At 62.5% G+C, this 12,977-nt stretch carries 12 protein-coding genes; 9 read left to right on the forward strand and 3 right to left on the reverse strand.

The window, feature by feature from the left end:
- Positions 1-52: 52 nt before the first annotated feature.
- Positions 53-1,786 carry a GspE/PulE family protein gene (locus JF515_RS09275; protein WP_203104527.1) on the reverse strand — a complete coding sequence of 578 codons (1,734 nt, stop codon included), beginning with the start codon at positions 1,784-1,786 and terminating at the stop codon, positions 53-55.
- Positions 1,787-2,033: 247 nt separating this feature from the next.
- Here JF515_RS09275 and JF515_RS09280 point away from each other — a divergent pair, with 247 nt between their 5' ends.
- The 5 genes from JF515_RS09280 to JF515_RS09300 all read left to right on the forward strand — a co-directional run bounded on the left by JF515_RS09280 (position 2,034) and on the right by JF515_RS09300 (position 7,652).
- Positions 2,034-2,714, forward strand: a complete 681-nt coding sequence (locus JF515_RS09280) for a TIGR00153 family protein (protein ID WP_203103479.1) — start codon at positions 2,034-2,036, stop codon at positions 2,712-2,714.
- A gap of 33 nt (positions 2,715-2,747) precedes the next feature.
- A complete protein-coding gene (locus JF515_RS09285) occupies positions 2,748-4,016 on the forward strand; it encodes an inorganic phosphate transporter (RefSeq protein WP_203103481.1) in 1,269 nt (422 codons plus the stop codon).
- A gap of 166 nt (positions 4,017-4,182) precedes the next feature.
- A complete protein-coding gene (argA, locus tag JF515_RS09290) occupies positions 4,183-5,523 on the forward strand; it encodes an amino-acid N-acetyltransferase (protein ID WP_203103483.1) in 1,341 nt (446 codons plus the stop codon).
- 95 nt (positions 5,524-5,618) lie between these two features.
- Positions 5,619-6,401 carry a phage Gp37/Gp68 family protein gene (locus JF515_RS09295; RefSeq protein ID WP_203103485.1) on the forward strand — a complete coding sequence of 261 codons (783 nt, stop codon included), beginning with the start codon at positions 5,619-5,621 and terminating at the stop codon, positions 6,399-6,401.
- A 15-nt stretch (positions 6,402-6,416) separates the two neighbouring features.
- The gene (locus JF515_RS09300) at positions 6,417-7,652 is read left to right on the forward strand and encodes a three-Cys-motif partner protein TcmP (RefSeq protein ID WP_203103486.1); all 1,236 of its coding nucleotides are present in this window, start codon (positions 6,417-6,419) and stop codon (positions 7,650-7,652) included.
- A 46-nt stretch (positions 7,653-7,698) separates the two neighbouring features.
- On the opposite strand, the gene vapC is transcribed toward JF515_RS09300, so the two are convergent.
- Together vapC and vapB are read right to left on the reverse strand one after the other, a co-directional pair.
- On the reverse strand, positions 7,699-8,106 hold the full coding sequence (gene vapC, locus JF515_RS09305) for a type II toxin-antitoxin system tRNA(fMet)-specific endonuclease VapC (protein ID WP_203103487.1): 408 nt from the start codon (positions 8,104-8,106) through the stop codon (positions 7,699-7,701).
- Positions 8,106-8,372: a type II toxin-antitoxin system VapB family antitoxin gene (gene vapB, locus JF515_RS09310; RefSeq protein ID WP_425305601.1), complete on the reverse strand. Its 267-nt coding sequence runs from the start codon at positions 8,370-8,372 to the stop codon at positions 8,106-8,108. Before vapB ends, vapC begins: the two co-directional genes overlap by 1 nt.
- 243 nt (positions 8,373-8,615) lie before the next feature.
- Between vapB and ilvD the strand changes: the two genes are divergently transcribed.
- The 4 genes from ilvD (at position 8,616) to JF515_RS09330 (ending at position 12,972) form a co-directional block, all read left to right on the forward strand.
- Positions 8,616-10,463: a dihydroxy-acid dehydratase gene (gene ilvD / locus JF515_RS09315; RefSeq protein WP_203103488.1), complete on the forward strand. Its 1,848-nt coding sequence runs from the start codon at positions 8,616-8,618 to the stop codon at positions 10,461-10,463.
- 17 nt (positions 10,464-10,480) lie between these two features.
- On the forward strand, positions 10,481-11,782 hold the full coding sequence (locus tag JF515_RS09320) for a DsbA family protein (RefSeq protein ID WP_203103489.1): 1,302 nt from the start codon (positions 10,481-10,483) through the stop codon (positions 11,780-11,782).
- Between the two features lie 93 nt (positions 11,783-11,875).
- Positions 11,876-12,262 (forward strand): MAPEG family protein, encoded by a 387-nt coding sequence (locus JF515_RS09325; RefSeq protein WP_203103490.1) that lies wholly within the window; start codon positions 11,876-11,878, stop codon positions 12,260-12,262.
- A gap of 2 nt (positions 12,263-12,264) precedes the next feature.
- Positions 12,265-12,972: a class I SAM-dependent methyltransferase gene (locus tag JF515_RS09330; RefSeq protein WP_203103491.1), complete on the forward strand. Its 708-nt coding sequence runs from the start codon at positions 12,265-12,267 to the stop codon at positions 12,970-12,972.
- Positions 12,973-12,977 lie beyond the last annotated feature (5 nt).

Genomic DNA, 12,977 nt, shown 5'->3' on the forward strand with positions numbered 1-12,977 from the left:
CCTTGAGGGGAAAGCCAATCCAAGAAGCGGCCGCTCCTGCATTCTCCAAGGATCACAGCAGCACGTCCTGGGACGGGGTCACCCGCATCACTTCCTCGATGGTGGTGAGGCCCTGGGCCACCTTGCGGGCGCCGCTGATGCGCAGCGGCCTCATGCCATTCTTGACCGCCTGGCGGGTCAGGGTCTCCAGGTCCTCGCCGCGCCCCACCATGCCCTTGAGGGCGCCGTTGAAGGGCATCGTCTCGTACACGCCCATGCGGCCCAAATAGCCGGTGCCCCGGCATTCCAGGCAACCCACCGGCTGATGGACGGTGTCCGGCATGGCCATCTTGAACGGGCGCACCAGCTCCTGCCAGGCCGCCGGGTCCGGCTTCGCCGGCGCCTTGCAGTGCGGGCACAGGGTCCGCACCAGACGCTGGGCCATGACGCCGATCACCGTGGCCGAAATCAGATAGGGAGGCACGCCCAGATCCGCCAGCCGGGTAATGGACGACGGCGCGTCGTTGGTGTGCAGGGTGGACAGCACCAGGTGGCCGGTGAGCGCCGCCTGGATCGCCATGTCGGCGGTGGCCAGGTCGCGGATCTCGCCGATCATTATGATGTCCGGGTCCTGGCGCAGCATGGCCTTCACGCCCTGGGCGAAATCCACTTCGATATTGGCCTGCACCTGCATCTGGTTGAAGCTGGGCTCCACCATCTCGATGGGGTCCTCGATGGTGCAGACATTGACCTCGCTGGTGGCCAGTTGCTTGAGGGTGGAGTACAGGGTGGTGGTCTTGCCGGAACCGGTGGGGCCGGTGACGAACACGATGCCATGGGTGTGGCCGGTCATGGCCCGCCAGTGCTCGTGGTCCTCGCGGCTGAAGCCGAGCTGGGCGAAGCTGCGCACCAGCACGTCCGGGTCGAAGATGCGCATCACCATCTTCTCGCCGAAGGCGGTGGGCAGAGTGGAAATACGCAACTCCACCTCGTCGCCATCCGGGGATTTGGTCTTCAGGCGACCGTCCTGGGGCTTGCGTTTCTCCGCCACGTTAAGCCGGGAGAGAATCTTCAGGCGGCTGGTCACCGCCGCCATGATCGCCGCCGGCAATTCGTAGACGTCATGAAGCACGCCGTCGATGCGAAAGCGCATGCGCCCCTGGTCCCGGCGGGGCTCCAGATGGATATCGCTGGCGCGCTGCGAGAAGGCGTACTGCAGAATCCAGTCGACGATGTTGACGATGTGCTGATCGTCGGCGTCGTGGTGCCCCTTGCCCACCTCCAGCAACTGCTCGAAGTTGGTGATATTGGAGAGTTCCTGGCCTCCGGCGCGGGCGGCGCCGGCGATGGAACGACTCAGGTTGTAGAACTCGATGCGGTAGCGGCGCAGTTGCTCCGGGTTGGCGAACACCGTTTCCAGCTCGCGATCACCGAGCACCTGGCGCAGGTGTTCCCGCCAATCCAGCTTGAACGGCTGGTCGCAGGCCACCACCACCCGGTCGCGAAGGCTCTCCAGGGCAACGATGCCGTGGCGCTCGGCGAAGGCGTAGCTCATCACCCGGGTCACCTGGTCCACATCCACCTTGAGAGGGTCGATGTGATACAGCGGCAGGCCGCTTTTTTCCGCCAGCCATCGCGACAGGAACTCCATGTCCAGCACCCGCTGGCCATGGCTCAGGTCCACCAGCCGGTATTTGGCCACCACTTCCAGCGGATGCCAGTTGAGTTCCTTGTTCTCCCGCGGCGTGGTGGAAATGACATTGAAGTCCTCGCGGCTGACGCGCTGCTCCTCGAGCAGCTCGCGCATCACCCAGCGGACGTCCACTTCCTGGCCCTGGCGGTGCGCGGGCACGGCGGTGACGGACACGATGTTCCCCCTGCTTGGTTCGGTTTCAGGCCACTGTAGTCCGCGCCGGGGCTTGCCGCCATCCCCGATTCATCGGAATCTGAACCGGTCCCGGCCAGGCCCTGGCCGGGGTCCCGTGGACGGGTCGCGGCATCCCCTCTATACTCGCGCCCCATAAATATGACCTTTCCGTTACAGGGTGACCCCCATGTCCTTCGGAAGCTCGATCGCCGGCCTGTTCGGCCGCTCCCCCATCAAACCCCTGCAACAGCACTACGACACGGTGCATGAATGCGCAGTGGGGCTGGGTGATTTCTTCGCCGCCATCAGCGCCAGTGACTGGGAGCGCGCCAAGGCCGCGCGCCAGCGCGTCGCCGACCTGGAAAACCAGGCCGACGAAATGAAGAAGCAGTTTCGCCTCAACCTGCCCAAGAGCCTGTTCCTGCCGGTGCCACGCTCCGATTTGCTGGAGTTGGTCAGCGTTCAGGACAAGGTGGCCAACAAGGCCAAGGACATCGCCGGGCTGATGTTGGGCCGGCAGATGACCATCCCCGCCTCCCTGGCCACCGCCATGAACGACTATCTGCAGGGCGCCATCGACACCTCCGCCCAGGCCCGCAAGGCGATCAACGAGCTGGATGAGCTGGTGGAAACCGGCTTCAGCGGTCGTGAGATCCGGCTGGTGGAGGACCTCATCGAAGAGCTCGACCGCCTGGAACGGGCCAATGATGAGCAACAGATCATCATCCGCTCGCAGCTGTTCAAGCTGGAAGCCGAGCTGCCGCCGGTGGACGTGATCTTTCTCTACAAAATCATCGACTGGATCGGCGACCTGGCCGACCGGGCCCAGAAGGTGGGCGGCCGTCTGCAACTGCTGCTCGCCCGGTAAAAACCACTCAGCACCAAGACCAGGGGTTCCTCAATGGAGTGGATGCTCGAACACAGCATGCTGATGCTGCTTATCGCCGGCGCGTTCGGCTTCCTGATGGCCTGGGGCGTGGGGGCCAATGATGTCGCCAACGCCATGGGAACCTCGGTGGGCGCCGGCGCGCTGACCGTGAAGCAGGCGGTTCTGATCGCCATCATCTTCGAATTCGCCGGCGCCTACCTGGCCGGTGGCGAGGTCACCGCCACGGTGCGCAAGGGCATCGTCGACGCCGGCGTGTTCAGCGAGACACCGCATTATCTGATCTACGGCATGCTGGCCGCGCTGCTGGCGGCGGGGATCTGGCTGGTGGTGGCATCCTGGGCCGGCTGGCCGGTGTCCACCACCCACTCCATCGTCGGCGCCATCGTCGGGTTCGCCGCCGTTGGCGTGGGCATGGACGCGGTGCACTGGGAGAAAGTGGGCTCCATCGTCGCCAGTTGGATCACTTCTCCACTGCTGGCCGGCTTTATTTCCTTCTTCCTGATCAAAAGCGTGCACCGCCTGGTGCTCAATCACGACGACCCCTTCCAGCGCGCCAAACGAGTGGTGCCCTTCTACATGTTCCTGGTCGGCTACGTGCTCACCGCCGTGACGCTGGTGAAAGGCCTCAAACACATCGGTCTGGACGTGAGCTTCGGCGCCAGCCTGGCCTGGGCACTGATCGGCGGTGTGGCGGTGGCGCTGCTGGGCGGCGCCATCCTGTCGCGCATCAAGCCGGACCCGGAAGCCGACAAGGACTTCCGCTACAGCTCCGTGGAACGCATCTTCGCGGTACTGATGATCTTCACCGCCTGCGCCATGGCCTTCGCCCATGGCTCCAACGACGTGGCGAACGCGGTGGGGCCGCTGGCCGCCATCAACAGCGTCATTGTCAACGAGGGCGCCATCGGCGAGGCCGCTGAAATGCCCAGCTGGATTCTGCTGGTGGGCGCCATGGGCATCGTCTTCGGCCTGGCCCTTCTCGGCGCCCGGGTGATGGCCACCGTGGGCACCAAGATCACCGCCCTGACCCCCAGCCGCGGCTTCGCCGCCGAGCTGGGCGCCGCCACCACCGTGGTGCTGGCCTCCGGCACCGGCCTGCCGATCTCCACCACCCACACCCTGGTGGGCGCGGTGCTGGGCGTTGGCATGGCGCGCGGCATCGGTTCGCTGAACCTGCGCGTGATCGGCACCATCTTCACCTCCTGGGTGGTGACGCTCCCGGCCGGAGCGCTGCTGTCGATTCTGTTTTTCTACTTCTTCAAGGGGCTGTTCGGGGCTTAAGGGGCAACACGAACACGCAGCACGCACGCGCTACACGCAAGCACGCTTGCACGCGAAGTCAAAACCCTCGCCCAAAGGCTTGGCGTGTTTGCGTGTAGCGCGAAGCGCGTGCGTGTAGCGTGTTGCGTGTTGCGTGCAAACCTCTCTTTCTCGCTATACTCCCACCATGACCACCCACACCGAGAGCCCCGTGTCCGACACCGACAACCAGGTCGCCTGGTTCCGCAATTCATCGCCGTACATCAACGCTCACCGCGATCGCACCTTCGTGGTGCTGATCAGCGGCGAGGTGCTGGATTCACCGCGCCTGCCGGCGCTGGTTCATGACCTGGCCATGCTCAACGCCCTGGGCGCGCGGCTGGTGCTGGTGCACGGCGCCCGGCCGCAAATCGGCCGGCGGGTGGACGCCGCCGGGCTGGAGAGCCGCTTCGAGAACCACACCCGCATCACCGACGCCGCCGCCCTGGAAGAGGTGACCGCCGCGGTGGGCGCCCTGCGCCTCAAGCTGGAAGGGCTGTTCTCCATGGGGCTGTCCAACTCGCCCATGCATAACGCCGCCATCCAACTGATCAGCGGCAACTTCGTGATCGCCAAACCGGTGGGCGTGCGCAACGGCTTCGATTACCAGCACACCGGCGAGGTGCGGCGCATCCAGGTGGACGCCATCCGCCGCCAGCTGGACGCCGGCAACGTGGTCATGCTCTCACCCCTGGGCGCCTCGCCCACCGGTGAACTGTTCAATCTGAACGCCGAGGAAGTGGTCTCCAACACCGCCATCGCCCTGGCCGCCGACAAGCTCATCGTGCTTGGCGAGGGCCTGCGCGTGGACGACGATGAAGGCCGCCTGCTGCGCGAACTCACCCCCCAGGAGGCCGGCCGCCTGCTCGCCCAGGAGCGCTTCAGCACCGACCCGGTGGACCGCCAGCTCACCGCCGCCTGCCACGCCGCCAGCAACGGCGTGGCCCGCGCCCACCTGCTTGATGCCCGCGAGGACGGCGCCCTGATCCGCGAGCTGTTCACCCGCGATGGCTGCGGCACCATGGTCACCCGGGAAACCTACGAGACCCTGCGCGGCGCGCGCATCGACGACGTCGGCGGCATCCTGGAACTGCTCGCCCCCCTGGAAGAGGACGGCACCCTGGTGCGCCGCTCCCGGGAACGGCTGGAAAACGAGATTCATCGCTTCGCCATCATCGAACGCGACGGCATGGTGATCGGCTGCGCCGCCCTCTACCCGTTCCCGGAAGAGAAAATCGGCGAGCTGGCCTGCGTGGCGGTGCACCCGCACTACCGCAACAGCGAGCGCGGCCTGCAACTGCTGCGCTACCTGGAACGGCGCGCCCGCGAGCAGAGCCTGCAAAAGCTGTTCGTGCTCACCACCCGCACCGCCCACTGGTTCCGGGAACAGGGCTTCGAGCCGGCCAGCGTGGACGCGCTTCCGGCCCAGCGCCAGGCGCTCTACAACTGGCAGCGCAACTCCAAGGTGTTCGTAAAAAATCTGGGATAAATATTAAATTAAATTATATCTACGATCTTCCAGGCTTATACGCGATTAGATATGCTTTTTCCTATAGAAATACGAAAAAGTAGCAGGATGCACTCATGGCAGAAACACAAATAGAATGGACCGACGCCACCTGGAATCCTGTAGCTGGCTGCTCGTTAGCAAGTGCCGGCTGCACAAATTGCTATGCTATGAAAATGGCTCACCGCCTTGAAGCGATGGGCACACCCAAATACCAAGGGCTAACGCAAACAAAAGGGGGAAGCGTCACCTGGAATGGAGTGGTTAGAGAAGACCACAAATCACTATCAATACCGTATGGATGGAAAAAGCCTAGAAATATTTTTGTCAATTCAATGAGTGATCTTTTCCACCAAGACGTTTCTGATGAATTCATCATCTCTGTCTGGGAGGTGATGCAGGCAACCCCCCAACATAACTACCAAATCTTAACCAAGCGCCCAGAGAGGATGAAAGAAATCCTTTCCAAAGAAATAAAGAAGACCCTTCCAAACGTCTGGGTGGGAACCAGCATAGAAAACAGCGACGTCAAACATCGTATTTCCCATCTCAAACAGACCCCCGCATCGATAAGATTTGTTTCTTTCGAGCCACTAATCGGGCCAGTCGGAGACATTTGTTTGGATGGCATTCACTGGGCCATAGTCGGCGGCGAAAGCGGCAGCAAAGCTCGCCCAATAAAAGAATCCTGGATAGACGAAATTCACAGCCATTGCATAAAAAGCGATACAGCCTTCTTTTTTAAACAATGGGGAACCTGGGGAAGAGACGAACAAAAACGTTCCAAAAAAGCCAACGGTCGCACCTATAAAGGAAAAACGTGGGACCAGATGCCGAACATCTCAATAATAAATATATGACAAGGAAGTTCCAAAATGGTTACAAAAGTTTATGACTGGGAAAACGGAGCACCGCTAGCACCACACACCAAAAAGAAGCATCAGATACTGAAAAATTATTTTCTTAAATACCTCGAAACAAGATGTCAAATCCCGAGACAAGAAAAATTTAGGCTCGCTATTGTCGACGGATTTTCAGGCGCAGGCCTATATGAAAATAACGAACCCGGCTCCCCCATTATATTCATCGAAACGCTCACCAAGGCAGCCAATGACATAAACATCCATCGGGCATCTCAAGGCATGAGGCCGATAAAAATAGAGTGCCTGATAATAATCAACGACAAAGACCCAGAGGTCGCAAGGGCCGTCAAGAAAAACACCACCCCAGCCCTAATAATGGCCAAAGAAGAATGCAAGAACCTACAAATAACCCCCACCTACCTAAATCAAGACTTCGAACAAGCCTTTCCCAGTATAAAAAAAACTCTAAAAGAAAAAAAATGTTTCAACGTATTCTTCAACCTAGACCAATGCGGCTACTCAAAAGTAACTTCTGAAATAATAAAAGACATCATGAATTCATGGAGGTCAGCCGAAATATTGCTAACCTTTATGATTCAAAGCATGCTGACATTCCTCTCCCCACAAAGAATTCAAAAGAACAGCTCAATAGAAACCGAACTAAGAGAAATCCTTACCACCATAGAAGATGGCCAACCCATTGGAAAAAGAGAGTGGTTAGGGAACGCAGAGAAAGCGGCATACCTTTATTTGCAGGATTGCGCAGCATTTGTCAGCCCTTTCTCAATAAACAATCCCGAAGGCTGGCAGTATTGGCTAATGCACTTTGCCGGATCATATAGAGCAAGACAAGTTTATAACGACATATTGCACCAAAGCGACGCCCAGGCCCATTTTGGCCGCCCCGGCTTAAACATGCTCTCTTATGATCCAAAATCAGAAGGGCAATTATACCTTTTCGACGTTGACTCAAGACAGGCTGCAAAAAACTCTCTCTATGATGATATTCCCAGATTCCTAGAGCGCCACGGCGGGAAAATCAAGATGGAAAATTTTTATTCAGATGCATATAACCAAACACCCGCGCACAGCCAGGACATCCATGAAATGATTATCGAAAACGTCGACATGGAAGTAACAACAGAATCAGGAGGGAAGCGCCGCAGCCCAAACTCTATAAAGCCCACCGACACCTTAAACCTAAAGACGCAAAGAAGCTTTTTCTTTATTCCGAGCCGAAACAAATAGACCGGACTGCACACTGATTTTTTTATCAGTCATCGCATAAAGTGCATCATGTAGAGTAAGACCAGTCCTCGATGCGCAGCCCCGGCACGCGGTCGAACTCACGGGTGTTGTGGGTGACCAGCACCAGTGCCCGGCTGCGGGCGTGGCCGGCGATCATCTGATCCCAGGGGCCGATGGGCGTGCCCGCGGCGGCCAGTTCGGCGCGCAGCTGGCCGGTGTGCGCGGCGGCCTCGGCTTCGTAATCCAGTACCTCCAGGCGGGCGGCGAAGCCTTCCACTACTTCCAGATTGTCCCGGCGCCGCGCGGACCGCTCGGCGCCGTAGATCAATTCCATCAGCGTGACGCTGCTGATGCACAGCGAACCCTGCCGCTCCCGAAAGGCCTCGCGCACCGCCGCCGGCCGGTTCTTGATGGTGAAGATGCAGATATTGGTATCCAGCATGTACTTCAGCATCAGAACCCCTCGCGCTCCTGCCCGTCGGGCTGTTCGCGGTCGCTCATGAAATCCGCGCTCACGGCGGGGCCGTCGAACCAGGAGTCCCACGCCTCCCCGGCGGGCACGATGAGGCGCGCCCGGCCCAGGGCCACGATCTCCACCTGTTTGACGTCATCCGGGAAGGCGACCGCCTTGGGCAGGCGCACCGCCTGGGTGCGGTTGCTCTTGAATACAGTGGTCTTTTCCATGGCGCCTTCCTCCGGATTACGGATCAACGCCGCCATGCTCGCTCTTCGTGTTGTATATGTCAACGGGATATACGCCACTTCCTCAATTCGACTTTCCATGTCCTGCCTCCTTTTTGTTCCGTTCACGGCGAACGCTAACTCTCCCGCACAGGCTGGTATGTAGGACATCCCGGATAGTGTGTGCGCCCTGGCCCACACCGGGACAAGCGATATTCCCCCTTGCCCGCCGCGCTGCGCTACAATGCCCGGTCCCGAACACCCGGCAGCAGCGAGGATCCCATGCCCCAGTACCGCTCCCGCACCACCACCCATGGCCGCAACATGGCCGGCGCCCGTGCCCTGTGGCGCGCCACCGGCATGAAGGACGACGATTTCGGCAAGCCGATCATCGCCATCGCCAACTCCTTCACCCAGTTCGTGCCGGGCCATGTGCATCTGAAGGACATGGGCCAACTGGTGGCCGGCGAGGTGGAACGCGCGGGCGGCATCGCCAAGGAATTCAACACCATCGCGGTCGACGACGGCATCGCCATGGGCCACGACGGCATGCTCTATTCGCTGCCCAGCCGCGACATCATCGCCGACTCCGTGGAATACATGGTCAACGCCCACTGCGCCGACGCCCTGGTGTGCATCTCCAACTGCGACAAGATCACCCCAGGGATGCTGATGGCCGCCATGCGCCTGAACATCCCGGTGATTTTTGTCTCCGGCGGCCCCATGGAAGCGGGCAAGACCAAACTGGGCGAGCAGAAACTGGACCTGGTGGACGCCATGGTGATGGCCGCCGACGACAAGGTGGACGACGCCACCGTGGCCGAGGTGGAACGCTCCGCCTGCCCCACCTGCGGCTCGTGCTCCGGCATGTTCACCGCCAACTCCATGAACTGCCTCACCGAGGCCCTGGGCCTGTCGCTGCCGGGCAATGGCTCGCTGCTGGCCACCCACGCCGACCGCCGCGAACTGTTCCTGGAAGCCGGCCGCCGCATCGTCGACCTGGCGCGGCTCTATTACGAACAGGACATGGAGAACGTGCTGCCGCGCAACATTGCCTCCTTCAAGGCGTTCGAGAACGCCATGAGCCTGGACATCGCCATGGGCGGCTCCACCAACACCGTGCTGCACCTGCTGGCCGCCGCCCAGGAAGGCGGGGTGGACTTCACCATGGAGCACATCGACCGGCTCAGCCGCAAGGTGCCGTGCCTGTCCAAGGTGGCGCCGGCGACCCAGAAGTACCACATGGAAGACGTGCACCGCGCCGGCGGCGTGATGGGCATTCTCGGCGAGCTGGACCGGGCCGGCCTGCTGCACCGGGACCTGCCCATGGTGCATTCCGCCACCGTGGCCGAGGCGCTGGAGCACTATGACGTGGTGCGCACCAGCGACGAGGGGGTGAAGAAGATGTACACCGCCGGGCCGGCGGGCATCCCCACCCAGACCGCGTTCAGCCAGGACACCCGCTGGGACAGCCTGGACACCGACCGCGCCAACGGCTGCATCCGTGACTACGAGCATGCCTACAGCAAGGACGGCGGGCTCGCGGTGCTGTACGGCAACATCGCCGAACGGGGCTGCATCGTAAAGACCGCCGGCGTGGACGACTCCATCCTCACCTTCACCGGTCGGGCGCGGGTGTTCGAATCCCAGGACTCCGCGGTACGCGCCATCCTCGGCGATCAGATCGTGGCCGGCGACGTGGTGGTGATCCGCTACGAGGGTCCGAAAGGCGGCCCCGGCATGCAGGAAATGCTCTACCCCACCAGCTATCTGAAATCCAAGGGCCTGGGTAAAAGCTGCGCGCTGCTCACCGATGGCCGCTTCTCCGGCGGCACCTCCGGGCTGTCGATCGGCCACGCCTCGCCGGAAGCGGCGGAGGGCGGCGCCATCGCCCTGGTGGAGGAAGGCGACACCATCGAGATCGACATCCCCAACCGCACCATCCGTCTGGCGGTAAGCGACGAGGAACTGGCCCACCGCCGGGAAAAAATGGAGAAACGCGGCAAGCTGGCCTGGCGGCCCAAGGAGATCCGGCAGCGCAACGTATCCACCGCCTTGCGCGCCTATGCCGCCCTGGCCACCAGCGCCGACCGCGGGGCGGTACGCGACCTCGGCCAGATCGGCGAGTAACGGCGGGAGGGTCACGGATGAGCCAGCAACGCCGACTGATGCCCCACCTGGCCCGGCTGCTCACCAGCCCGGGCCGGGAGCGCTGGCGCCGCCGGCTTCTGGAATGGCGCCGGCGGCTGGCCCGCCGCCCCCACGAAGCCACCTTCCATTTCCGCGTCGACGACCCCTATTCCCTGCTCATGGCCCAGGCTCTGCCGGCCTTCGGCGAGCACTTCGGGCTGCGCATCATTCCCCGGGTGATGCTCTACCTGGACGCCAATCTGTACCCGGCGCCGGATATGCTGCGCGACCTGGCGCCCCAGGACGCCGCCGCCCTGGCCGAATTGCACGGCCTGGAATTCCCCACCGGGGCAACGCCACCGGACCCGGAACGCGCCCTGGCGGCAACCCGCTGCCTGCTCAAGCATGAAGGCGACGAACGCTTCTGGAGCCTGGCCCATGCTCTGGGCCAGGCGCTCTGGGCCGGCGACGACGAACGCCTGGAGCAACTGCTCGCCAGCCATGGCCAACAGCCCGAGGACCAGGCGCGGCTCGCCATGGAGGCCCGCCGCGACCAGTTCCTCGCCGACGGCCACTACCTGACGGCCACGCTGCATTACCAGGGTGAGTGGTACTGGAGCCTGGAACGGCTCGACCATCTGGCCCGGCGCCTGGAAGCACTGGGCCTGGGTGGGGGGCCCTGGCCGCTGGACTACGGGGCCGCCAAGCACGCCCGTCTGGACGGCCCGGCGGCACCGGAAGGCACACGTCTGGCATTCTATTTCTCGTTTCGCAGCCCCTATTCCTACCTGGCCCTGGAGCGCGCCTACGCCCTGGCCGACCACTACGGCGTGGAGCTGGAGGTACGGCCGGTACTGCCCATGGTGATGCGCGGCCTGACCGTGCCCCGGGCCAAGCGTCTCTACATCGTCACCGACGCGGCCCGGGAAGCGCGGCTGCACGGCGTGCCGTTCGGCAAGATCCAGGACCCGGTGGGCCCGGGCGTGGAACGCTGCATGGCGCTGTGGCCGTTCGCGGAAAAGGAGGGCCGCCTGCGCGAGTGGCTGCTCACCGCCGCCCGGGGCATCTGGAGCCAGGGCGTGGACATGGCCGGCGACGCCGGCCTGTCGCGGCTGGCCCGGCAGGCCGGCCTGGACTGGAACCGGGCCCGCCGCTGGCTGGGCGACGACCAGTGGCAGGCCCGCGCCGAGGCCAACCGGGCGGCGATGATGGACGCCGGCGGCTGGGGCGTGCCGAGCTTCCAGAACGGCGACACCCTGATCTGGGGCCAGGACCGGTTGGCCCTGGTGGAGCGGGTCCTGTTACGCAACGGTCATTGATCCCGGCGGCCCGCCGGGCCACCGTAGGAGCGGCCGGGCGGCTCGCCTGTTCAGCCGCTCCACAACACAACAAATACAGCGAGGACCTGATTCATGACGTTAGCCTTCTGGTGTGTACTGGTCGCTTTTCTGCTTCCCTTCGCCTTCACCGGGTTCGCCAAGTTCCAGGGCGGCTTCGGCCTCCGCGAGAACCATAACCCCCGGGAATTCCTGGAGACCCTGAGCGGCGCCCGCAAACGCGCCCACTGGGCCCAGCAGAACAGCTTCGAGATCAACCCGGCATTTGCCGCGGCGGTGATCATCGCCCAGCTGGCGCACACCGCGCCCCAGGGCACCATCGACGGCATCGCCGTGGCCTTCGTGCTCAGCCGGGTGCTCTATGGCGTCTGTTACATCGCCGACTGGGCCAGCGCTCGCTCCCTGGTGTGGTTTTTCGGCATGGGCTGTATCATTGCTCTTTTCGTCGGCACCGCGGGTTAAAGATGGCAGCAACTGAATCGACCAACGCCTTTCTGGAAAAAGCCTGGACCGAGAAAGGCCCGAAACTGATCAGCGGCTTTTCGCGGCCGGTCTATCACAACGTGATGGGCCTGCTGCGTGGCCGCAAGTATGACAAACGCGCCTACGGCGGCATGATCCGCCACACCGAGGCGGCCATGCTCACCCAGTGGTCAAGCCAGGTGCCCAAGGGCGGCGTGGTGGTGGAGATCGGCTGCTACGGCGGTCTGTCCACCAGTTACCTGCTGCGCGGCCTGAAGAAGAAAGGCGGACACATCTACGCCATCGACCCGTTCAACTCCGACCTGGACAAGCAGGAGGAGCTCACCGACAACCTGGTGCCGCTGGAAAACAAGCCCACCAAGGCGCTGGTGGCCGAGCGGCTGCGCCGCAACGGCTTCGAAGGCATGTTCGACCTGATCGAGGGCTATTCCCAGGAAGCCGCCGCCCAGTGGGACCCGTCGGTGAAGATCGACTTCCTGTGGATCGACGGCAACCATGAACAGGCTTACCGGGACTTCAAGGATTTCGAGCCACACCTCAACCCCGGCGCCCGGGTGGCGGTGCACGACGCCCATCCCCGTTATGGCTATCAGGCGGTGGTGGACGACGTGAAGAAAATCTTCGCCGAAGGGGCCTGGGCGGACCTGGAGCATGTGAAGAGCATCATCACCGGCCGCAAGGTGGGCTGAAGCCC

The sequence above is a fragment of the Alloalcanivorax marinus genome, from assembly GCF_016785095.1.
Lineage (GTDB): Bacteria > Pseudomonadota > Gammaproteobacteria > Pseudomonadales > Alcanivoracaceae > Alloalcanivorax > Alloalcanivorax marinus_A.

Excerpts from the sequence above, each read along its gene's own strand:
- JF515_RS09280 (WP_203103479.1), top strand. The coding sequence starts at position 2,034 with ATGTCCTTCGGAAGCTCGATCGCCGGCCTGTTCGGCCGCTCCCCCATC.
- JF515_RS09285 (WP_203103481.1), top strand. The coding sequence starts at position 2,748 with ATGGAGTGGATGCTCGAACACAGCATGCTGATGCTGCTTATCGCCGGC.
- argA (WP_203103483.1), top strand. The coding sequence starts at position 4,183 with ATGACCACCCACACCGAGAGCCCCGTGTCCGACACCGACAACCAGGTC.
- ilvD (WP_203103488.1), top strand. The coding sequence starts at position 8,616 with ATGCCCCAGTACCGCTCCCGCACCACCACCCATGGCCGCAACATGGCC.
- JF515_RS09320 (WP_203103489.1), top strand. The coding sequence starts at position 10,481 with ATGAGCCAGCAACGCCGACTGATGCCCCACCTGGCCCGGCTGCTCACC.
- JF515_RS09275 (WP_203104527.1), bottom strand. The coding sequence starts at position 1,786 with ATGCGCGAGCTGCTCGAGGAGCAGCGCGTCAGCCGCGAGGACTTCAAT.
- vapC (WP_203103487.1), bottom strand. The coding sequence starts at position 8,106 with ATGCTGAAGTACATGCTGGATACCAATATCTGCATCTTCACCATCAAG.
- JF515_RS09330 (WP_203103491.1), top strand. The coding sequence starts at position 12,265 with ATGGCAGCAACTGAATCGACCAACGCCTTTCTGGAAAAAGCCTGGACC.
- JF515_RS09295 (WP_203103485.1), top strand. The coding sequence starts at position 5,619 with ATGGCAGAAACACAAATAGAATGGACCGACGCCACCTGGAATCCTGTA.
- JF515_RS09325 (WP_203103490.1), top strand. The coding sequence starts at position 11,876 with ATGACGTTAGCCTTCTGGTGTGTACTGGTCGCTTTTCTGCTTCCCTTC.
- vapB (WP_425305601.1), bottom strand. The coding sequence starts at position 8,372 with ATGGCGGCGTTGATCCGTAATCCGGAGGAAGGCGCCATGGAAAAGACC.
- JF515_RS09300 (WP_203103486.1), top strand. The coding sequence starts at position 6,417 with ATGGTTACAAAAGTTTATGACTGGGAAAACGGAGCACCGCTAGCACCA.